The organism is Sphingobium sp. FW306-1B-F04DB, assembly GCF_058781925.1.
Genome location: NZ_JBYSXE010000055.1, coordinates 1 through 19,236, shown reverse-complemented (window position 1 = coordinate 19,236; position 19,236 = coordinate 1). Strand labels below are relative to the sequence as shown.

Genomic DNA, 19,236 nt, shown 5'->3' with positions numbered 1-19,236 from the left:
TTCTTGGAAACTACGGCGAGACTTCAAGAATATCGGCCCGGTAATTTTGTTTTTCGGGCTCAGGGCAAAGGTATGGGGGGCTATTCGCGATTAGGCAAGCGCGCGCGGTTATTTGGTTCCGCCGTGGAGATATCCGAGCTTTTCGGGCAGCGGGACGGGGCCTTCGCGATCGGTCAGCACCAGTCCTGCGCCTCGCGAAAAGCGGCCAACGCGCGTGGCGGGCACCTTGGGCACCGCGCCGGGCGCAAGCGCGAATAGCAGCTGGTAATCGTCGCCTGCAGTGCTGGCTTCAAGACGGAGCGCGCGCGTGTTCCGGGGTCGGGCTGCGACGTCTTCGGACAGCGGAACCGCATCGAGATCGATGGTGAGCGACAGCCCGCTCGCCTCCGCCATGCGCCATGCGTCGAGGAGCAGCCCGTCGGAGACGTCCATCATTGCATGGACGTGCGGCGCGAGAGCGCTGCCTTCGGAGAGCAGGGGCCGGGGGCGGCGATAGGCGGCGATCGGCGCCTCGGGGGTGGTCTCTCCCGCCTGCAACAATGCGAGCCCAAGGCCTGCATCGCCTATCGTGCCCGTGACCCAGAGCGCATCGCCCGCCTGCGCGCCGCTGCGGGGTGGCGCTCCGCCCTCCGCGCGCCCGATTGCGGTCAGCCCGAGCACGCGCGGAGCGCCGCGGGGCAGCGACACGGTGTCCCCGCCCAGCAAGGGCGTGTCATGCGCCGCGAGCACGTCGCGCAGCCCGCGCACGAAGCCCGCGTCCCACGCATCGTCGCCGGTCAGGCAATAGCTCGCCAGCACGCCCAGCGGCCGTGCGCCCTTGCCCCCGAGATCGGAGAGATTGACCGCCACCAGCTTCCACGCGACGTCCTCGGGCGGATCGGAAGGCAGGAAGTGCACACCCTCGACGATCGAGTCGTGCGTCAGCACGATTGCCGCGCCGCCAATGTCGAGCACCGCGGCATCGTCCATCAGCCCGCGCGCGGCAGGATGCGCCGCGAGCGCGCGCAAGGCGGCAATGAAGGTGGTCTCGCTCATTACCCTCCCATCCAAGGGGAGGGTGGGCAGGTCAACCCCGCACATCCTTCGCGATGGCGTCGAGCAGGCCGTTGACGAAGCCTGTCTCGCGCTTGTCGTAAAAGGCGTGCGCGACGTCGAGATATTCATTAATGACACTCGCGGTCGGCACGTCGGCGCGCGCGAGCAGTTCATAGGCGCCCGCGCGCAGGATCTGGCGCATCGGCCGGTCGAGCCGCGCGAGCGACCAGCCCTCGGCGAGCTTGCTGCCGACCAGCGAGTCGATCTCGTCACGGCGCGCGTCGACGCCCTTCACGACATCGTCGAAGAAATCCACCTCGGCATCGGCATATTCGACATCCTCGATCGTCGCGCCGAGCCGGTGCAGGTGGAATTCGTGGAGCAGCGCCGCGAGCGGCGTCTTTTCCATCTCGAGCTGGTAAAGCGCCTGGACCGCGGCGAGGCGGGCGGCGGAACGGGCTTTGGATCGTGTCATTTCAGGCGGATTCCAACGGAAAGGGCGTGGGCGGGAAGCCCCTCGGCGCCCGCGAGGGCGACCGCGGCGGGGCCGATCTTTGCGAGCGAGCTTTGGTCGCACGCGAGAAAACTGGTGCGCTTCATGAAGTCGAGCACCGAAAGGCCCGACGAGAAGCGCGCACGGCGGCCGGTAGGCAGCACGTGGTTGGGGCCGGCGACATAATCGCCGACGGCCTCGGGGGTATGCCGACCGAGGAAGACCGAGCCGGCATGCCGGACGCGATCGAACAGCGGCTGCGGATCCTCGACCGCAAGCTCGAGATGCTCGGGCGCAAGCCGGTCGACCAGCGGGATCGCGTCGGCAAGCGTCGGCACCACGACGATCGCGCCATTGTCGGACCAGCTCGTCCGCGCGGTCGCTTCGGTGGCGAGCTGGCCGAGCGCGCGCTCGACGGCCTCCGCGACGCGACCGGCAAAGCCCGCATCGTCGGTGAAGAGGATCGACTGGCTGGTCGGGTCATGCTCGGCCTGGCTGAGCAGGTCGGCGGCGATCCAGTCGGGGTTGTTGGCGCCGTCGGCGACGACGACGATTTCGGACGGGCCAGCGACCATGTCGATGCCGACCACGCCGTAGAGCTGGCGCTTGGCCTCGGCGACCCAGGCATTGCCGGGGCCGGTCACGACGTCGACCGGCCGGATGCGGTCGGTGCCATAGGCAAGCGCGGCGATCGCCTGCGCGCCGCCGATGCGCCAGACCTCATCGACGCCCACAAGCGACGCCGCGGCGAGCACCAGCGGATTGACGGCGCCGTCGGGCGCAGGCGTCACCATCACCAGCCGCTCGACTCCGGCGACCTTTGCGGGGATCGCGTTCATCAGCACCGAAGAGGGATAGGCCGCGCGGCCGCCGGGCACATAGACGCCCGCGGCATCGACCCCGCGCCAGCGCGAGCCGAGGCGCACGCCCGCGCTGTCGACGCTCTCGCTGTCCTGCGGCTTTTGCCGGGCATGGAAGTCACCGATGCGCTGCGCCGCGAGTTCGAGCGCGATGCGCAGTTCGCGATCGAGGCCGTCGAGCGTCGCACGGCATTCCTCCGCCGACACCCGCCAGCCCGTGGTATCGAGATCGTGGCGATCGAATTGCAGTGTCAACGCGTGGATCGCGGCGTCGCCCTCGGCGCGGACGCGCCCAAGGATCGCGGCCACATCGCGCGAGACATCGGCATCGCTTTCGCGCCGCGCATCGACCAGTGCCGAAAAGGCATCAGCGAAGCCCGGATCGCGCGCGTCGAGCCTAAGCGGCATCCTTGCCTCCCGCAGCCTTGCGGAATGCGTCGACCAGCGGCGCGACCTCGGCCGCACGCATCTTGAAGGCGGCGCGGTTGACGATCAGCCGCGCCGAGACGTGCGTGATCACCTCGACCTCGACCAGCCCGTTCTCCTTCAGGGTCTTGCCTGAGGAGACGAGGTCGACGATGCGGCTCGACAGGCCGAGCATTGGCGCCAGTTCCATCGCGCCATTCAATTTGACGCATTCGGCCTGGACGCCGCGCGCCTCGAAATGCCTGCGCGTCAGATTGGGATATTTGGTCGCGACGCGGACATGGCTCCAACTGCGCGGATCGTCGCGGCTGGCGAGATCGGCGGGCTCGGCGACCGAAAGGCGGCAATGGCCGATGCCAAGGTCGACGGGTGCATAGAGCTCGGAATAGTCGAACTCCATCAGCACGTCCGAGCCGACGATGCCGAGCTGCGCGGCGCCATGCGCGACGAAGGTGGCGACATCGAAGGCGCGCACGCGAATGAGCGAGATTCCCGGGTGGTTCGTTGCAAAGCTCAGTGCGCGGCTGCTCTCGTCCGAGAACGCCGCCTCGGGCACGATTCCCACCTCCGCCAGCAGCGGAAGCGCTTCCTCGAGTATCCGTCCCTTGGGAACGGCGATGATGACGGGTTGGGCCATGGCGCTCGCGGCTTTACTTGTGCGGGCGCGATAGGGCAACTGGAGCCATGGTTCCACAATCTGCGTCCACCGTCCTTGCCACCTTTCGCGCTCAGGCCGAGGCGTGCCGCCAGATGTCGGCGCCGATCACCGCGCGGATCATCGATGCCGCCGCGGATCTGGCGGACGAGACGACGCTGACGGGACGGCGCATCCTGCAGGTCGTCGATCATTCGGGCTATGGCGAGGCCACAGGCTTGCGCCTTGCCGGCGGGCTCCACGCGCTGGCGCGCAGCGGCGCGGTGCCCGAGCTCAGCGCCTTTTACGCGCGCGAGGCCGATGATGCGCACAAGGCGCTCGCCGCCGCGCTCGCCGCGCGCGACGCCTGGCTCGCGGACTGGCTCAACCTGCCGCCGCAGACCAACGAAACCGCGCGCAGCGCCGCGATCATGGCGGGGCTGCTCGTCGCCGCGCGGCGTTTCGGCCTGCCCTTTCAACTGTTCGAACTCGGCGCGAGCGCGGGGCTCAACCTCAATCTTGGCCGTTACCGTTTCGACCTCGGAGGCGTGACGGCGGGCGATCCGGCATCGCCACTGGTCTTCAGGCCCGAATGGCGCGGCGCGCCGCCGCCTGCGGCGCCGGTCTCCATCCTGTCCGCGCGCGGCGTCGATATCGCCCCGATCGCGACCGATACCGCCGAAGCGCGCGAGCGGCTGATAGCTTATATGTGGATCGACCAGCCCGAGCGCATCGCGCGGATCGAGGCAGCGCTCGCGATTGCCGGGCGCCATCCTCCGCAGGTCGACCGTGGCGATGCCGCCGACTGGACCGAGGCGCGGCTTGCCGGGCCGGTGACGCCGGGCACGATGCGTGTCCTCTACCACAGCGTCGCCTGGCAATATTTCCCCGAAAGCGTGCGCGCGCGCATCCGCACAGCGCTCGATCAGGAAGGCGCGAAGACCACCAACGACGCGCCGCTCGGCTGGCTCCGGCTCGAGGTCAATGACGATCGCAGCGCCTATGAGCTCAGGCTGACGCAATGGCCGGGCGGGGAGGAACTGCATCTCGCCGACGCCCACCCACACTGCACCTGGATCGAATGGCGGGATCAGGCCGCAGCGTCATAAATCGGGCATGACCGGAAGCGAGCCAATATCTGCCGTAAGATCCTCCCCAAGCTCGCTTGGGGAGGGGGACCCTGCGAAGCATGGTGGAGGGGCAGGTTGCAGCACTGAGCCGGTCTCCCGCCCCTCCACCGCCCTTCGGGCGGTCCCCCTCCCCGAGTCAAGCTCGGGGAGGAATTTGAGCGTCCGCCCCCGACCCAAAAGCCCGCCGTTCAACCCGCAAACAGTTTTCCTTGAAAGCTGCCGTTGTGGTTGCCGCGTCAGTGATAGGCTGGACACATGGATACGCAGGATTTTCTTCGGACCTTGTGCGTCATGGCGCTACTGGGCCTCATGTATTATCTGCCGACGAGATTCTCGCAGAGGCACCGAGCATATAGCGGACTCGCTCTATTCGTCGGCGGCTGGGCTGGCATTTTCAGCGGTCTAGCTTTAGGCGATGCTCCATTTCTTCAGCATGAGACAGTCGCTTTTGCTTGGATGGGTGTCAGTGCCGTCGCAATCTTACTTGCGATAACACTGCTGGTGCCCGTAGCCTTTGAGAGGTTTAGGGCTAGACGTCCGCGCGGCCGGCAGGAGCGATGGCCTACTAAGTGATTACCCGATTTCGAGAGTTCACGACCTAGGCAGGCACGCGTGCCCTCAGAAAGTCCTTGAGTGCTTCGGTGACCGCGCCGGGATTCTCCCACGGGACGAAGTGACCTGAATCGACCTTCTCGATCTTCAGATCGGCGCACAGCGCGTCGAGCCCGTCGAGCTGGCTGGGCAGCAGCGCCTTGTCGTCGATGCCCCAGATGACGAGCACGGGCATCTGCAGCACGGGGAAGGGGCCGTCCAACCACGTCGGGCGCTCGGGCGTCTCGTCCATCGCGGGGACGATGATCGCCGAGGCGCGATACCAGTTGAGCATCGCGGTCATCGCGCCGGGCTGTCCCCATTGGTCTAGATAGACCGCCTTCTCGTCGGCGATCTTCTCGAAATCGGTGTGCTTCATGAAGCTGCCGTCGAAGAACTGCTCGAGCCCGATGCTGGCGATGTGCGCCTCCAGCCCGGGATTGCGGAAGGCGCGGATATACTGGCTCGCCTCGCGCTGGGCCATATCGTCGAACAGCGTCCGCTGGAAGATCAGCGGGTGCGGTGCGTTGACGATCGCAAGCCGCGCGACGCGCTCGGGATGCTTCAGCGCCGCCATCCACGCGATCGCACCGCCCCAGTCATGCCCGACCAGCGTGAACTGCCCGACGCCAAGCGCATCGGCGAGCGCGATCAGGTCGGCGACGGTGTTGTCGGGCGCATAGTCCGATACGTCGGCGGGCTTTGACGAGCGCGCAAAGCCGCGCTGGTCGGGCGCCACCACGAAATAGTCCCCGGCAAGCGCGGGCAACTGGTGCCGCCATGTCCGGTGCGATTCGGGAAATCCGTGGAGGAAGAAGACCGCCGGATTGGCAGGATCGCCCCCCAGCGTCACGTCAAGCTCGACACCCGTGGGCAGCGCGAAACGCTGGGTCTTCAGATCGGCCATTTCTCTCTCCGCTGGATCTTTCTCTTTGTCATTCCCGCGAAAGCGGGAATCCATGAACACTGGTTTGTCCGGAAAGACCGGAGCCGCTGGATTCCCGCTTCCGCGGGAATGACAGCACAGGGATCAGGGATAGCTTACCGTCTTCGGCACATCGGGTATCGGGATGAATTCCTTGTCGTCGCCCGGCACCTTGGGAAAGCGGCCCTCGTTCCAGTCCTGTTTTGCCTGTTCGATCCGCTCGCGGTCCGATGAGACGAAGTTCCACCAGACATGCCGTCGCGTCGCGAATGCCTCGCCACCGCACAGCATCACGCGCCCGCCCGCGTCCGATGTGAGCGTCGCGGGATGGCCGGGCCTGAGCACATAAAGTGTCATCGGTTCGAGCTTTTGACCGTCAAGACTCGCCTCGCCCAGCGCGACATAGACCGCGCGCTCGTCGGCTTCGGCGTCGATCGGGATCCGGCCGCCCGGGTCGAGCAGGATGTCGGCATAGATCGTCCGGGCATAGGTGGTGGTCGGCGCGGTCTTGCCCCAGAGCGTACCCATCACGACGCGCGCCTGCACGCCATTCGCCTCGATCACGGGCAGCGCCGCCCTGGCGATATGCTCGAAGGCGGGGTCCACCTCCTCCTTGCCATCGGGCAGCGCGAGCCAGGTCTGGATGCCCGAAAGCTCGGGCCCTGCATCGCGCTCCGCCGGTGGCGAGCGTTCCGAATGGACGATGCCGTGCCCCGCAGTCATCAGGTTGACCGCGCCGGGTTCGATCGTCTGGAAGGTGCCGAGCGAATCGCGGTGGTCGATCGCGCCTGCGAACAGATAGGTGACCGTGGCAAGGTTGATGTGCGGATGCGGGCGGACGTCGAAGCCCGAACCCTTGCCGAGCACCGCAGGGCCCATCTGGTCGAAGAAGATGAAGGGTCCCACCATCGTCCGGGGCCGCGAGGGCAGCGTGCGGTGGACCTTGAAGCCCCCCAGATCGTGCGTCACCGGCGTGATCGTCTGGGTGAACAGGTCCTCGGTCACGGTCGCTCTCCCGGTGCGGTCGCCTTGATCGCCAGCGCGTGGACGCGTTCGCGCAGCAGGTCGCCAAGAGCATGGTTCACCATGCGCTGGCGCGCAAGCCGCGTCTGCCCCGCAAAGGCCGCGCTTTCGATCTCTACGGTGAAGTGCGATTCGCCGCTGCCGTCATCGCCCATATGACCACGATGCTTCGCGCTGTCGTTGATCACGGCGAGGTGTGCGGGGGAAAGGGCGGCGGTCAGGCGCGCTTCGATTTCTGCGGCCACGGGGCCTTGGGTTGGGGCGGTCATCGCCCCTATATAAGCGAGTCCAGGAAGATCGGGAGCCGTTTTGAGCGAGCAGCAGGAAGAGGGACGCCGGAAACAGAGCCGCTTTCACGGGCGCGTGGAAGGGAGCGGACGGGCCTGCGCGCATCCCGGCTGCCCCGAGCCCGGCGAATTTCGCGCGCCCGGCACGCGCATGCCTGGATTTGACGGCCCTGGCGACTGGCAATGGCTCTGCCTCGAGCATGTCCGCCAGTTCAATCAGGGCTATAATTTCTTCACGGGCATGAGCGCCGACCAGATCGCCGACGCGCAGCGCCCCTATGCGGGCTGGGAGCGCGAGACCCGCGCCTTTGCCGCCAATGGTGCCGATGTGCCGCCGCGCTGGGCCGATTTTACCGATCCGCTCGACGCGATCGGTGCCCGCTTTCGCGACAGGATGGAGGCGCAGGCGCAGCGCAAGGATGGCAAGCCGCTGTCCGAAGGCGACCGCAAGGCGCTCAAGACGCTAGGGCTTGGCCCCGATGCCGATCGGCGCGAATTGCGCCGCCGCTATACCGAGCTCGTCCACCGCTATCACCCCGATCGCAACGGCGGCGACCGTTCGCACGAACGGGCTTTGCAGGACGTCATTTCGGCTTATACGAGGCTCAAATCCGCCCCCGCCTTCGCCTGACAGGACGCGTATCATGACCGATATCCCCAACGCCCAGCCCGACAGTCGCACCGACACCGTGCTCGACGCGCCCGACAAGATGGTGAAGGCGCGCGAGGTCTTCGGCATCGATTCCGACATGGAGATACCCGCGTTCAGCGAGGCGGACGAGCGCGTTCCCGACCTCGATCCCGCCTATGTCTTCGATCCCGACACCACGCTCGCGATCCTTGCCGGCTTCGCCTTCAACCGACGCGTGATGGTCCAGGGCTATCACGGCACCGGCAAGTCCTCGCATATCGAGCAGGTGGCAGCGCGGCTCAACTGGCCGTGCATCCGCATCAACCTCGACGCGCATATCAGCCGCATCGACCTGATCGGCCGCGACGCGATCGTGCTGCGCGACGGTCAGCAGATCACCGAATTCCGCGAGGGGCTGCTCCCCTGGGCGCTGCAGACGCCTACCGCGCTGGTCTTCGACGAATATGACGCGGGGCGCCCCGACGTGATGTTTGTCATCCAGCGCGTGCTGGAGACCGAGGGCAAGCTGACCCTGCTCGACCAGAATCGCGTGATCCGTCCCAATCCCTGGTTCCGTCTGTTCTCGACCGCGAACACGATCGGGCTCGGCGACACCTCAGGCCTCTATCACGGCACGCAGCAGATCAACCAGGGCCAGATGGACCGCTGGAACATCGTGGTGACGCTCAACTATCTGCCCGCCGCGACCGAGGCGCAGATCGTGCTCGCCAAGTCGGGCGAGTATGACAAGCCCGAGGGCAAGCAGGTCGTCGACAATATGGTGAAGGTCGCGGACCTCACGCGCCAGGGCTTCATCGCGGGCGATATCTCGACGGTGATGAGTCCGCGCACCGTCATCACCTGGGCGCAGAACGCGCTGATCTTCAACGATATCGGCTTCGCCTTCCGGCTGTCGTTCCTCAACAAGTGCGACGAGGCCGAGCGGCCGCTGGTGGCCGAATATTACCAGCGCGTGTTCGGCAAGGATCTGCCCGAAAGCGTGGTGGGCAAGGCCTCCTGACGCATCGATGGCCGAGCAGACGCCCCTCGATCGTTTTCGCAGCGTCCTCACCGGCTGCTCGCGTGCGATCGCGCACGAGCCCGAGGTCGAGCTGGCGTTCACTGCGGATGCGCCGGTGGCGGCGGGCAAGAATCTGAAGGTGCCGATGCCCGCGCGCAGCCTGCCGCCCGAACAGGTGGCCGAGGCGCGCGGCTTTGCCGACGGCTTTGCATTGAAGCTCAGGCATCACAATGCCGCGCTCCATGTGAAGGGCGCGCCCGCGGAAGCCGTGGCGCGCGCGGTCTATGACGCCGCCGAGCAGGCGCGTGTCGAGGCTTTGGGCAGCCGCGCGATGGATGGCGTGAAGGCCAATCTTGGCCATGCGCTCGAGATGCGGATGCGCTCGGATCCGATTACGCGCGCCCGCTCACGCGACGAGGTGCCGCTGTCGACCGCGGTCGGGCTGATGGTGCGCGAGCGGCTGACGGGCCAGCCCGCGCCCGACGTCGCGGCGGCGGGGCTGGCGATGGTGCGTGACTGGATCGAGGAGAAGGGCGGCGCCGATCTCGACGCGCTCGCGCTGCTCGCCGACGATCAGGCGGCCTTCCAGAAGCTCGCGACGCAACTGCTCGAGGATCTCGAACTCACCGAAGGCGAGATGACGCCCGACGACGCCGATGACGGCGGCGACGAGCAGGAGGGCGAGGACCAGGAGGAAAGCGAGGGCGACGAGGGCGACGACGAGTCGAGCGGCGCCGAAGGACAGCAGGACGCGCGCGGCGAACCCGATACCGGCGAGACGGGCGAGGGCGAGCAGAGCATGGCCGATGAGGACATGCTCTCTGACATGGACGCCGAGGCCGATGGCGAGGGCGAGGAGGGCATGATGCCCGTCCGCCCCAACCGGCCGCTCTCCGATTTCTCGCCGCAGTTCGACTACAAGGCGTGGACGACGCGCTTCGACGAGGTGGTCGAGGCGACCGATCTGTGCGACGAGGACGAGCTCGGGCGCTTACGCGCCTATCTCGACCAGCAGCTCGTTCATCTCCAGGGCGCGGTCACCAAGCTCGCCAACCGGCTCCAGCGCCGGCTGATGGCACAGCAGAACCGCAGCTGGGATTTCGATCAGGAGGAAGGGCTGCTCGACGCCGCGCGGCTGGCGCGCGTCGTTATCAATCCCACGCACTCGCTGTCGTACAAGATCGAGCGCGATACCGATTTCCGCGACACCGTGGTTTCGTTGCTGATCGACAATTCGGGCTCGATGCGCGGGCGGCCGATCTCGATCGCCGCGATCTCTGCGGATATCATGGCGCGCACGCTCGAGCGTTGTGGGGTCAAGACCGAGATCCTCGGCTTCACCACGCGCGCCTGGAAGGGCGGCCAATCGCGCGAGGACTGGCTCGCCGCGGGTCGCACGCCGATGCCCGGCCGTCTCAACGACCTCCGGCACATCATCTACAAAAAGGCCGATGAACCCTGGCGCCGCGCCAAGAAGTCGCTCGGGCTGATGATGCGCGAAGGGCTTTTGAAGGAAAATATCGACGGCGAGGCCTTGCTCTGGGCGCACAACCGCATCGTCCACCGCCCCGAGGAACGCCGCATCCTGATGGTGATCTCCGACGGCGCGCCGGTCGACGATTCGACGCTCTCGGTGAACTCGGGCAGCTATCTCGAAAAGCATCTGCGCCAGGTGATCCACTGGATCGAGAACCGTTCGTCGGTCGAACTGATCGCGATCGGGATCGGCCATGACGTGACGCGTTATTACCAGAAGGCTGTCACGATCATGGACGCCGAGCAATTGGGCGGCACGATGGTCGAGCAATTGGCAGGGCTTTTCGACACCGATTGAGGAGGCAGCATGGGCAGGTCACAACTGGCGCAGATCAATGTCGGAACTCTCGTCGCCCCCGAGGGCGATCCCGGGGTCCAGCCCTTTTTCGATGCACTCGATCGCGTGAATGCGCTCGCCGAGGCGAGCCCGGGCTTCGTCTGGCGATTGAAGGACGATCAGGGGCCGGGCGCCACCTATCTTCGTCCGACGGTCGATCCGCTGTTCCTCGTCAACATGTCGGTCTGGAATTCGGTCGAGGCGCTCAGGGATTATGTCTATCGCTCTGCGCATAGCGAGGAGCTGGCGCGCCGACGTGACTATTTCGCGCGCAGCGAGCATGCACATATGGCGCTCTGGTGGGTACCCGAAGGCCATGTACCGACGATCGACGAGGGGCTGGCGCGCCTCTGGCATCTCGACCGTTACGGTATCAGCCCGCATAGCTTTACCTTCCGCCAGCATTTCGCGCCGCCGCCCTGCGAAGAGCTGCGCGACGCGGCCTGAACGGTCACGCAAAGGGGCCGGAACCTCGCGGTTCCGGCCCCCGGCCCCCGACCCTCGCTACGCAACCGGAGGGTCGTTAGATGCTGTCGTGCTTAGCAGCGGCGCCCGTTCGAGCGGTCGATCGCGCGGCCGGCGAGTGCGCCGACGCCTGCGCCGACGATCGCGCCCGCGGTCTTGTCGCCGCGGCGGCCGACCACCTCATGACCGAGCAGGCCGCCTGCGATCGCGCCGATGATCGTGCCGCCGGTGCCATTGTCGCAGCGATAGCCGCGATAGCGGTCACCCCGGTAGTAACGGTCGCCGCGATAACCGCGGTAGTAACCGTTGTTCCGGTAAGAACGGTCGCCGCGATAATAGCGGCCGCCGTCATAGTCGCGATAATAGCCGTCGCGCGCCATGGCGGGGGCCGTCGGGACGACCATCGAGCCGGCACCCATGGCAAGCGCGGCACCAACAAGGCTCAGTTTCTTGAACATGACCAAAACTCCATCTGCGACCAAAGCCGTTTTTTCGGTCGGCGTCTGTCCGATCAACCGGGACAGCTTTCGTCGACTGATGCCCTTATGGGGCGATTCGGTTGAGCGCGTCCTGAACGCGCATGTTATCTGGCGTTCAGCGAGGGGCTTCGTCGCGCCAGCGGGAATGTCGGTGCGAAGGATGATTTGATCGGCCAGCGATATCGGCTATTTGCTCGGCATATGCTTCGTTCGTTCCTATGCTCTTCGATCAGGGTGACAATCCCGGCAGCGCTCGCGCTCGCGCTTGCCGCGCCCGCGTTCGGCCAGGCGGTTTCCCCCGCGCCCGTGACGCCGCCTGCTGCCGGCCCGACGGTCGCTCCTGTTGTGCCGGTGCCGGTGCCGGCGCCGGTGCCGATGCCGGTGCTGCCGCTACCGACGCTGTCGGCCGCACAGGAGGCGTTTCTTGCCACCTGGCTGGTGAACGGCGCCGACCAGGGCGTGACCACCGAACCGATCAAGGCGCCGCCCGCGGGCGGGGATGCGCTCGTGCGCGCGGTGCTCGATCGTGCGCGCGCCCTGCATGTCGGCCGCGTGGATACTTTGGATTTCCTGAGCATCTGGGGCATCCGGCCGGCACCCTATGATCCGTTGCCCGCCTTCACCAAGGCGGTCGCCGAGGATCGCCTGCCGCAATGGGTTTCGACCCTCACCCCGCCCTATGCCGGGTATGAAGGGTTGCGAAAGGGGCTGGCGGCCTATGAGGCGATCCGCGACGCGGGGGGATGGCCGAGGCTCGATGCCAAGGCGGGGCCGGCCGCGATCCGCTCGCGCCTTGCGATCGAGGACAAGGGCGTCCTGCCCGACGAGAAACTGGTCGACGTGATCCAGCGCGCGCAGCGGCGCTATGGCCTCAGTCCGACAGGGCTGCTCGACGCACGCACGCTCGCGGCGCTCAACGTGCCTGTCGAGGACCGGATCGCAGCGATCATGGCGAACATGGAGCGCTGGCGCTGGCTGCCGCGCGAACTGCCGGTAAACCGCGTCCAGGTAAACATCGCGGCGGCCGTGCTCACGCTGTTCGAAGGCGACGCGCCCGTTGCCTCGATGCGCGCCGTGACGGGGCGGCCGGGCAATGAGACGCCGATGATCGCATCGAGCATCCATTCGATCATCGTCAACCCGCAATGGAACGTGCCGGCGTCGATCGCGAAGAAAGAACTGTGGCCAAAGGGCCGCGCGGCGCTGCTGCGCGAGGGATACAAGATCGTCGGCACGCCCGAGACGGGGCAACGCATCGTCCAGCCCTCCGGGCCCGCTAACGCGCTCGGCCGCCTCAAGTTCGATTTCGACAATCCCTTCGCCATCTATCTCCACGACACGCCTGCGCGCGCCAAGTTCGCGAGCTATGACCGGCTGGCGAGCCATGGCTGCATCCGCCTCGAAAAGCCGCTGCCGCTGGCCGAGCTGATGCTGCAGGGCGATCCGTTGTTCGCCGGACAGGTCCAGACGCTGATCGACGCGGGCAAGACGCAGCGCGTCAGGCTGCCGCAGGAAGTGGCGGTTTACCTGCTTTACTGGACCGCATTCGCCAGCACCAGCGGCACGATGAACTTTCGGGCCGACCCCTATGGCTGGGACAAGCTCCTTGCCTCCAAGATCGAGGCGTCGAGCCGTCGCGCCGACGCCCTCACGACAGCATCGAAGGAACAGTGACCATGCGTATCGCACTTTTGACACTGGCGGGCGCCCTCGCGCTCGCGGGTTGCGGCCGGAGCGAGCCCGAGGAACAGCCGATCTACAATGAAGCGATCGAAACCTCGGCGCCCGAGGCAGCGCCGATCGAAAATCTGGCGACCCCGCCGGCGAATGTGGCGAATGTTGCCGAGCCCGCTCCGGCGCCCCCGCCCGAATTCACCGACCAGCAACAGATGCTCGATGATGCCGATGCGACAGGATTGACCGCACGGCTGCCGCAGGGCGAAAGCGAAGCGCCCGGATCAACCGAGAACCAGACACGCCCTGCCGAATAGGGCCGTTGTTGGATGGTTAAGGGGCTAATGGTATAGCGTCACCATGGATCGTCGTACTTTTTCGAGACTTGCGCTGTCGGGAATCGGCCTCGCCATGCTGCCGCGATCGGTGGCGTTCGGGGCGTCGACCGCTCCGATTCCACAGCCATCGGCCGCACCGCTGCCGCCCGTGATGCCGCCGGTTTCGGCGCCCCCCGCCTATGTCGCAAAGCCCTATGCATCGCTGCTCGACCGGGCACGCGCGGCGCTCGATCGGCATGGCAATACCATCGCGCTGCGCGACCGCGTCGCGCTGGCCGATTTCAGCCGCGCCTCGCGCGAGTTGCGCTTCCATATCGTCGACCTGATCAGCGGCCAGTCAACCTCGTATCTGGTCGCGCATGGCCGAGGGTCGGATCCGGGGCATTCGGGCTGGCTCCACAGCTTTTCCAATGAACCGGGCTCGCTTGCGACGTCGGAGGGCGCCTATCGTACCGGCGAGGTCTACCACGGTATCCACGGCGCCGCGATGCGGCTCACGGGGCTGGAAACGCATAATTACAATGCCGAGGCGCGTGCGATCGTCATCCACGGCGCCGATTATGTGAGCGAGAACCAGATCGCCACCTGGGGCAAGCTCGGACGAAGCGAGGGCTGTTTCGCGCTCGCCCCGCATATGCTGCCGCAGGTCCTGGGCCTGCTCGGGCAGGGACGTCTGCTCTACGCCGACAAGATCTGATCCGCGCGCGATGACGCGACTGGGGGGCGCGCAGCGTGTCGACGGCGCGCGTGGTCATGGGGGTTCGCATAGCTCGGGGATGCGGCTGGCCGGATGGGGCGTGGCGTTGCGTTTTCTGATCTTCCCGCTGATACCGTTGGTGTTCGTGGGCAAGTATTCAGGCGAGCCACGTCGACCGGTCCTCGGAAGCGATACGCATGTCGAGGCAGCCGCTGTAGCGCTTGATGCGCAAGATCCTGCGCGCAAGCGGATCGGGCCGTTGATCTTCCTGGGCGGCTGGCAGCTGAAGGGTCGCGACGATGCCTTTGGCAGCTTTTCGGCGATGACCGTGATCGATGGCGAGTTGCAGATGGTCAGCGATTCGGGCGAGCTCGTGCGCTTCCGGATCGACGGTCGCGGCCGTCTTGACGATGTCCGTTTTGGAGATCTGCCGGCCGGCCCCGGCCATGGCTGGGCCAAGGCCGATCGGGACAGCGAATCGATGGCACGCGATCCCGTGTCGGGCCGGATCTGGATCGGCTTCGAGCGCGCCAACGCGATCTGGCGCTATTCACCTGATCTCAAGCGGGCTGAAGCGAGTGCCCGACCCGCGGGCATGCGCGACTGGCCGAACAATGGTGGTGCCGAGGCAATGGTGCGACTGCGCTCGGGGCGCTTCCTCGTCTTTTCCGAAACCGCGCGCGCGAAGCAGGGCGGTTTCGAGGCGCTGGCCTTCGATCGCGATCCGACCGATCCGGCGGCGCGAGTGACGCCCTTTTCCTATCGCCCGCCCAGGAGCTATCGCCTCACCGATGCGGCGGAACTGCCCGACGGGCGGCTATTGCTGCTCCACCGCCGCATCGCCTTCAAGCCCTATCTTTCAGCCAAGCTCTCGGTGCTCGACCCCGCGCGCATCCGCGCGGGGGTGCGGCTGGGGGGACGTGAGATCGCCCATTTCGCGCCGCCGCTCGCGGTCGACAATATGGAAGCGCTGGCGCTCGACCAGGAGAATGGCCAATCGATCCTCTGGATCGCGTCGGACGACAATTTCCGCGCACCCTTTCAGCGCAACCTGCTGCTCAAGTTCGCGCTGGGGCCGATCGCCAGATAGTGCGCACATGCCAAAAGCGGCGCACCGCACACGCGGTCGCCGCTTTGTGACGTTGCTTCAGCGAGGCATGGACGTGCGACGCACGCCCGCAGGGCTCAGGCCGCTGCCGCGACCTTCTTGGCGACTTCGCGCTTCAGGCGGCGTGCCTTCAGGCTCAGCTTGTCGTCCGAGGTCTTGAGCAGCCAGTTGTCGAGGCCGCCATTGTGCTCGACCGAACGCAGGCCGTGCGTCGACACGCGCAGCTTGACGCTGGTGCCCAGCGAATCCGACATCAGCGTGACGTTCTGCAGGTTGGGCAGGAAGGTCCGCTTGGTCTTGTTGTTGGCGTGGGAAACATTGTGACCCACCTGACGACCCTTGCCGGTCAGTTCGCAAATGCGCGACATCGTTCTTAATCCTGAATATCGGTTACCCGGAAAGTCGGTGCCGATAGCGGCCGGGGCGATTCGCGTCAACCGAAAGGTGGGAATTCACGCTTGTGTTGCAAGCACCCGCCGGCTCGCTACACGGATGCGCATGGCTTTTCCACTGCCCGATCCGATGAAGCAGGCGCTGGCCGTCGCACGGCGAGCGGCCGATGCCGGTGAGGTGCCGATCGGCGCGGTGCTGATGCGCGACGGAGAGGTGGTCGCCGCTGCCGCGAATGAGACGCGCACCGGGCGGGATCCGACCGCGCACGCCGAAATGCTCGTCATCCGCCGCGCGGCCGAACTGCTCGGGCAGGAACGGCTTCAGGGTTGCGATCTCTGGGTAACGCTCGAGCCCTGCGCGATGTGCGCGGGCGCGATCGCGCATGCCCGGATCGCGCGGCTCTATTATGCCGCCCCCGACCCCAAGGGCGGCGGGGTGGAGCATGGTCCGCGCGTGTTCGATCAGCCGACCTGTCATCATCGGCCCGAAATCTATTCGGGCCTGGGCGAGGCGGAGGCTGCAGAGATGCTGCGCGGCTTCTTCGCGGTGCGCCGATAGCAAAAGGGCGCGGAGCCGGAGCGCCGCGCCCTGATACGCTACGCTACTGGCACGAAGCCCTCAGCTCTGCACGTCCTGCTCGGTGATCGGGACGATCTTGATCTCGACGCGGCGATTGGCCTGACGCCCTTCGGGGGTGTCGTTGCTCGCGATCGGCCGCGTCGCGGCAAAGCCCTGCGTGCCGATCCGCGCGGACTGGACGCCGCGCAGCGTCAGATAGTTCGCGACGGACTGCGCGCGATTCTGCGACAGCGGCACGTTGATCGTATCGTTGCCCGTCGAATCGGTGTGGCCATAAACATCGAGATAGGTCTTGTCGTACTGGCGCAGCGTCGATGCGACCTGATCGAGCGTGCTCTGAAATTCGGGCTTCACCGTCGAACTGCTGGTGTCGAAGGTCACGCCCGAGGGCATGTTGAGCACGAGTTCGTCGCCCTGGCGGACGACCTCTACGCCGGTGCCTGCGGTCTGCTGGCGCAGCTTCTTTTCCTGTTCGTCCATGTAATGGCCGATACCCGCACCCGCGAGCGCGCCGATGCCCGCGCCAAGGATCTTTTCGGTGCGGTCATTGCGGCCGCCGATGAGGTCGCCCGCCAGATAGCCGCCCAGCGTGCCCGCGATCGCGCCGATCCCGGCGTTGGACATGCGCTTCTGGCCGGTTTCGGGATCAGTGGTGCACGCCGTCGTCAGGAGCATCGCGCCAATTGTCGCCATGCCCGCCAGCCTTGTGTTCAAACGCATCATATTCCCCTTGCAGTGAATCCCGGACAATTGCCGGCAACCTCGGGATAAACCCGCTCAGAGTCCCCTTGTTCCGCATGCGGTCTGAACGGGAGATGACGCGCGATGTTGTGATCGCAACGGAATCCTGACAATAGGGGCGCAGAGCCATGCCGCCGCTTCCCCCCTTTCCCTGGATCGACGTCGCGATCATCCTTGCGCTGATCGCCTTGAACGGCGTTTTCGCCATGTCGGAGCTCGCGATCGTTTCGGCGCGCAAGCCGCGGCTGCAGGCCATGGCCAAGACCGGGCGGCGCGGCGCGCGCACTGCACTGGCGCTCGCCGATGATCCCGGGCGTTTTCTCTCGACGGTGCAGATCGGGATCACGCTGATCGGCATCCTTGCGGGCGCCTATTCGGGGGCGAGCCTGGGTGGGCCGGTGGGGGCGCGTCTCCAGCTGCTCGGTATCCCCGAAAATACCGCCGACGAACTCGGCTTCGCGGTCGTCATCGTTCTCACCACCTATGCCTCGCTCATCGTCGGCGAGCTCGTGCCCAAGCAGTTCGCGCTGCGCGCGCCCGAGCCGATCGCGGTGGTGGTGGCGCGCCCGATGCACTGGCTCTCGAAAATCACCGCGCCGGTCGTCTGGGTGCTCGACAGGTCAAGCGCGCTGATCTTCCGTCTGCTCGGCATGAAGCGCGAATCCGACAGTCATGTGACCGCCGAGGAGCTTCACCTGATCGTCGCCGAGGCAAGCAAGTCAGGCGTGATCGAGGAAAGCGAGCGCGCGATCATCTCGGGCGTCGTCCGTCTCGCCGACCGCCCGGTGCGCGAGGTGATGACGCCGCGCACCGAGGTCGACTGGATCGACGCCGACAGCGATGCCGAGGCGATCCGTGCGCGCCTGCTTGAAACGCCGCACACGCGCCTGCCCGTCGCCGAAGGATCGGCGGATGCGATCATCGGCGTCGTCCAGTCGCGCGACATCGTCGCGGCGATGCTGCGGCGCCAGCCGCTCGACCTGCGCGCGCTGATGCGCCAGGCGCCTGTGCTCCCCGATCAGCTCGACGCGATGGACGCGCTCAACACGCTGCGCCAGGCCGAGGTGCCGATGGCGCTCGTCCACGATGAATATGGCCATTTCGAAGGGCTGGTGACCCCGGCCGACCTGCTCATCGCGATCGCGGGCGAATTCGCGTCCGACGCCGATATCGGCACCGATCCCGCGCTGGTCGAGCGCGACGACGGATCGTTTCTCGTCTCGGGTTCGATGGCGGCAGACGCGCTCGCCGAGCGGCTCGGCATCGATCTTCCCGAGGACCGCGACTACGCGACCGTTGCCGGCCTCGCGCTCGCGGTGCTGCGCCACCTGCCCGTGGTGGGCGAGAATTTCGTCGAGCAGGGCTGGCGCTTCGAGATCGTCGACATGGATGGCCGCAAGATCGACAAGCTGCTGGTGAGCGAAGCACGACGGCGGGGCTGAAGCCGACGCCCGAATGCCCCGGGGATTGGGGGTGAGCTGCGCTTCACCCCTCCCTTGTGGCTATGGGGCGTTTCCTGTCATCGAACATTATCGCATGCGAATGGTCGATTGGGGGTGGAAAGCCGACATGGCCTTGAGCCCTCTCCCGCCCTTTGCGGGCGCATGGCGACCGGCCCATCTCCCAGATGGGCCGCAGCGCCGTGCTGGTTGGGTGAGGGTCTTCTTCTTCTTGATTTCTTCCCAACGAAGCAACAAGAAGACCCTCATCCCCCCAGCGCCTGCGGCGGCGGGTCCCTCCTTCTCCCGCAAAAGCGGGAAAAGTCTGCAATGGGTCCAGACTGTGTAAAAACGTGCTGATGTGCTAATCTCCATTGCGATGATGGGGGGCGCA

The 19,236-nt window shown here is 66.4% G+C and carries 21 protein-coding genes; 11 read left to right on the top strand and 10 right to left on the bottom strand.

Annotation, left to right across the window (positions count from 1 at the left end):
• Window positions 1-108: 108 nt before the first annotated feature.
• The 4 genes from thiL to hisG are packed head-to-tail and all read right to left on the bottom strand — an operon-like array spanning window position 109 to window position 3,451.
• Window positions 109-1,035, bottom strand: coding sequence for a thiamine-phosphate kinase (gene thiL, locus AC3WJD_RS18625; RefSeq protein ID WP_492748235.1), 927 nt, complete (start codon window positions 1,033-1,035; stop codon window positions 109-111).
• A gap of 31 nt (window positions 1,036-1,066) precedes the next feature.
• Window positions 1,067-1,510 carry a transcription antitermination factor NusB gene (gene nusB, locus AC3WJD_RS18620; RefSeq protein WP_492748234.1) on the bottom strand — a complete coding sequence of 148 codons (444 nt, stop codon included), beginning with the start codon at window positions 1,508-1,510 and terminating at the stop codon, window positions 1,067-1,069.
• A complete protein-coding gene (gene hisD / locus AC3WJD_RS18615; RefSeq protein WP_492748233.1) occupies window positions 1,507-2,796 on the bottom strand; it encodes a histidinol dehydrogenase in 1,290 nt (429 codons plus the stop codon). The genes nusB and hisD overlap by 4 nt, the downstream gene beginning before the upstream one ends.
• Complete coding sequence (hisG, locus tag AC3WJD_RS18610; protein ID WP_492748232.1) at window positions 2,786-3,451, bottom strand: ATP phosphoribosyltransferase; 666 nt, start codon at window positions 3,449-3,451, stop codon at window positions 2,786-2,788. Before hisG ends, hisD begins: the two co-directional genes overlap by 11 nt.
• A gap of 47 nt (window positions 3,452-3,498) precedes the next feature.
• Between hisG and AC3WJD_RS18605 the strand changes: the two genes are divergently transcribed.
• Complete coding sequence (locus tag AC3WJD_RS18605) at window positions 3,499-4,557, top strand: DUF2332 domain-containing protein (RefSeq protein ID WP_492748231.1); 1,059 nt, start codon at window positions 3,499-3,501, stop codon at window positions 4,555-4,557.
• A 619-nt stretch (window positions 4,558-5,176) separates the two neighbouring features.
• Here the strand turns inward: AC3WJD_RS18605 and AC3WJD_RS18600 are convergent.
• From AC3WJD_RS18600 to AC3WJD_RS18590, 3 genes are all read right to left on the bottom strand, one after another.
• On the bottom strand, window positions 5,177-6,076 hold the full coding sequence (locus AC3WJD_RS18600; RefSeq protein ID WP_492748230.1) for an alpha/beta fold hydrolase: 900 nt from the start codon (window positions 6,074-6,076) through the stop codon (window positions 5,177-5,179).
• Window positions 6,077-6,199: 123 nt separating this feature from the next.
• On the bottom strand, window positions 6,200-7,099 hold the full coding sequence (locus AC3WJD_RS18595) for a pirin family protein (RefSeq protein ID WP_492748229.1): 900 nt from the start codon (window positions 7,097-7,099) through the stop codon (window positions 6,200-6,202).
• Complete coding sequence (locus AC3WJD_RS18590; RefSeq protein ID WP_492748228.1) at window positions 7,096-7,386, bottom strand: BolA family protein; 291 nt, start codon at window positions 7,384-7,386, stop codon at window positions 7,096-7,098. Before AC3WJD_RS18590 ends, AC3WJD_RS18595 begins: the two co-directional genes overlap by 4 nt.
• Before the next feature lie 40 nt (window positions 7,387-7,426).
• On the opposite strand from AC3WJD_RS18590, the gene AC3WJD_RS18585 reads away from it, so the two are divergent.
• From AC3WJD_RS18585 to AC3WJD_RS18570, 4 genes are read left to right on the top strand one after another with little or no spacing between them, the layout of a single operon-like run.
• The gene (locus tag AC3WJD_RS18585; RefSeq protein WP_492748227.1) at window positions 7,427-8,035 is read left to right on the top strand and encodes a J domain-containing protein; all 609 of its coding nucleotides are present in this window, start codon (window positions 7,427-7,429) and stop codon (window positions 8,033-8,035) included.
• Between the two features lie 13 nt (window positions 8,036-8,048).
• A complete protein-coding gene (gene cobS, locus AC3WJD_RS18580) occupies window positions 8,049-9,056 on the top strand; it encodes a cobaltochelatase subunit CobS (protein ID WP_492748226.1) in 1,008 nt (335 codons plus the stop codon).
• A gap of 7 nt (window positions 9,057-9,063) precedes the next feature.
• A complete protein-coding gene (gene cobT / locus AC3WJD_RS18575; protein WP_492748225.1) occupies window positions 9,064-10,890 on the top strand; it encodes a cobaltochelatase subunit CobT in 1,827 nt (608 codons plus the stop codon).
• A gap of 9 nt (window positions 10,891-10,899) precedes the next feature.
• Complete coding sequence (locus AC3WJD_RS18570; protein ID WP_492748224.1) at window positions 10,900-11,376, top strand: DUF3291 domain-containing protein; 477 nt, start codon at window positions 10,900-10,902, stop codon at window positions 11,374-11,376.
• A gap of 92 nt (window positions 11,377-11,468) precedes the next feature.
• Here the strand turns inward: AC3WJD_RS18570 and AC3WJD_RS18565 are convergent, their stop codons facing one another.
• Window positions 11,469-11,852: a glycine zipper 2TM domain-containing protein gene (locus AC3WJD_RS18565; RefSeq protein ID WP_492748223.1), complete on the bottom strand. Its 384-nt coding sequence runs from the start codon at window positions 11,850-11,852 to the stop codon at window positions 11,469-11,471.
• A gap of 222 nt (window positions 11,853-12,074) precedes the next feature.
• On the opposite strand from AC3WJD_RS18565, the gene AC3WJD_RS18560 reads away from it, so the two are divergent.
• The 4 genes from AC3WJD_RS18560 to AC3WJD_RS18545 are packed head-to-tail and all read left to right on the top strand — an operon-like array spanning window position 12,075 to window position 15,672.
• Window positions 12,075-13,547, top strand: a complete 1,473-nt coding sequence (locus AC3WJD_RS18560; protein WP_492748222.1) for a L,D-transpeptidase family protein — start codon at window positions 12,075-12,077, stop codon at window positions 13,545-13,547.
• A 2-nt stretch (window positions 13,548-13,549) separates the two neighbouring features.
• A complete protein-coding gene (locus AC3WJD_RS18555) occupies window positions 13,550-13,864 on the top strand; it encodes a hypothetical protein (protein ID WP_492748221.1) in 315 nt (104 codons plus the stop codon).
• 43 nt (window positions 13,865-13,907) lie between these two features.
• The gene (locus tag AC3WJD_RS18550; RefSeq protein WP_492748220.1) at window positions 13,908-14,582 is read left to right on the top strand and encodes a murein L,D-transpeptidase catalytic domain-containing protein; all 675 of its coding nucleotides are present in this window, start codon (window positions 13,908-13,910) and stop codon (window positions 14,580-14,582) included.
• A gap of 10 nt (window positions 14,583-14,592) precedes the next feature.
• Window positions 14,593-15,672, top strand: coding sequence for an esterase-like activity of phytase family protein (locus tag AC3WJD_RS18545; protein WP_492748219.1), 1,080 nt, complete (start codon window positions 14,593-14,595; stop codon window positions 15,670-15,672).
• Window positions 15,673-15,767: 95 nt separating this feature from the next.
• Here AC3WJD_RS18545 and rpmB read toward each other — a convergent pair whose 3' ends face one another.
• A complete protein-coding gene (rpmB, locus tag AC3WJD_RS18540) occupies window positions 15,768-16,058 on the bottom strand; it encodes a 50S ribosomal protein L28 (RefSeq protein WP_492748218.1) in 291 nt (96 codons plus the stop codon).
• A gap of 130 nt (window positions 16,059-16,188) precedes the next feature.
• On the opposite strand from rpmB, the gene AC3WJD_RS18535 reads away from it, so the two are divergent.
• Complete coding sequence (locus tag AC3WJD_RS18535) at window positions 16,189-16,641, top strand: nucleoside deaminase (protein WP_492748217.1); 453 nt, start codon at window positions 16,189-16,191, stop codon at window positions 16,639-16,641.
• 60 nt (window positions 16,642-16,701) lie between these two features.
• Here the strand turns inward: AC3WJD_RS18535 and AC3WJD_RS18530 are convergent, their stop codons facing one another.
• Window positions 16,702-17,382, bottom strand: coding sequence for a YiaD family glycine zipper/OmpA-like lipoprotein (locus tag AC3WJD_RS18530; protein ID WP_492748242.1), 681 nt, complete (start codon window positions 17,380-17,382; stop codon window positions 16,702-16,704).
• A 149-nt stretch (window positions 17,383-17,531) separates the two neighbouring features.
• Between AC3WJD_RS18530 and AC3WJD_RS18525 the strand changes: the two genes are divergently transcribed.
• Complete coding sequence (locus tag AC3WJD_RS18525; RefSeq protein WP_492748216.1) at window positions 17,532-18,845, top strand: hemolysin family protein; 1,314 nt, start codon at window positions 17,532-17,534, stop codon at window positions 18,843-18,845.
• Window positions 18,846-19,236 lie beyond the last annotated feature (391 nt).

What these genes read in the sequence shown, in the direction of transcription:
- thiL (WP_492748235.1), bottom strand. Translation starts at nt 1,035, where the DNA reads ATGAGCGAGACCACCTTCATTGCCGCCTTGCGCGCGCTCGCGGCGCAT.
- nusB (WP_492748234.1), bottom strand. Translation starts at nt 1,510, where the DNA reads ATGACACGATCCAAAGCCCGTTCCGCCGCCCGCCTCGCCGCGGTCCAG.
- hisD (WP_492748233.1), bottom strand. Translation starts at nt 2,796, where the DNA reads ATGCCGCTTAGGCTCGACGCGCGCGATCCGGGCTTCGCTGATGCCTTT.
- hisG (WP_492748232.1), bottom strand. Translation starts at nt 3,451, where the DNA reads ATGGCCCAACCCGTCATCATCGCCGTTCCCAAGGGACGGATACTCGAG.
- AC3WJD_RS18605 (WP_492748231.1), top strand. Translation starts at nt 3,499, where the DNA reads ATGGTTCCACAATCTGCGTCCACCGTCCTTGCCACCTTTCGCGCTCAG.
- AC3WJD_RS18600 (WP_492748230.1), bottom strand. Translation starts at nt 6,076, where the DNA reads ATGGCCGATCTGAAGACCCAGCGTTTCGCGCTGCCCACGGGTGTCGAG.
- AC3WJD_RS18590 (WP_492748228.1), bottom strand. Translation starts at nt 7,386, where the DNA reads ATGACCGCCCCAACCCAAGGCCCCGTGGCCGCAGAAATCGAAGCGCGC.
- cobS (WP_492748226.1), top strand. Translation starts at nt 8,049, where the DNA reads ATGACCGATATCCCCAACGCCCAGCCCGACAGTCGCACCGACACCGTG.
- cobT (WP_492748225.1), top strand. Translation starts at nt 9,064, where the DNA reads ATGGCCGAGCAGACGCCCCTCGATCGTTTTCGCAGCGTCCTCACCGGC.
- AC3WJD_RS18570 (WP_492748224.1), top strand. Translation starts at nt 10,900, where the DNA reads ATGGGCAGGTCACAACTGGCGCAGATCAATGTCGGAACTCTCGTCGCC.
- AC3WJD_RS18565 (WP_492748223.1), bottom strand. Translation starts at nt 11,852, where the DNA reads ATGTTCAAGAAACTGAGCCTTGTTGGTGCCGCGCTTGCCATGGGTGCC.
- AC3WJD_RS18560 (WP_492748222.1), top strand. Translation starts at nt 12,075, where the DNA reads ATGCTTCGTTCGTTCCTATGCTCTTCGATCAGGGTGACAATCCCGGCA.
- AC3WJD_RS18555 (WP_492748221.1), top strand. Translation starts at nt 13,550, where the DNA reads ATGCGTATCGCACTTTTGACACTGGCGGGCGCCCTCGCGCTCGCGGGT.
- AC3WJD_RS18550 (WP_492748220.1), top strand. Translation starts at nt 13,908, where the DNA reads ATGGATCGTCGTACTTTTTCGAGACTTGCGCTGTCGGGAATCGGCCTC.
- AC3WJD_RS18545 (WP_492748219.1), top strand. Translation starts at nt 14,593, where the DNA reads ATGACGCGACTGGGGGGCGCGCAGCGTGTCGACGGCGCGCGTGGTCAT.
- rpmB (WP_492748218.1), bottom strand. Translation starts at nt 16,058, where the DNA reads ATGTCGCGCATTTGCGAACTGACCGGCAAGGGTCGTCAGGTGGGTCAC.
- AC3WJD_RS18535 (WP_492748217.1), top strand. Translation starts at nt 16,189, where the DNA reads ATGGCTTTTCCACTGCCCGATCCGATGAAGCAGGCGCTGGCCGTCGCA.
- AC3WJD_RS18530 (WP_492748242.1), bottom strand. Translation starts at nt 17,382, where the DNA reads ATGCGTTTGAACACAAGGCTGGCGGGCATGGCGACAATTGGCGCGATG.
- AC3WJD_RS18525 (WP_492748216.1), top strand. Translation starts at nt 17,532, where the DNA reads ATGCCGCCGCTTCCCCCCTTTCCCTGGATCGACGTCGCGATCATCCTT.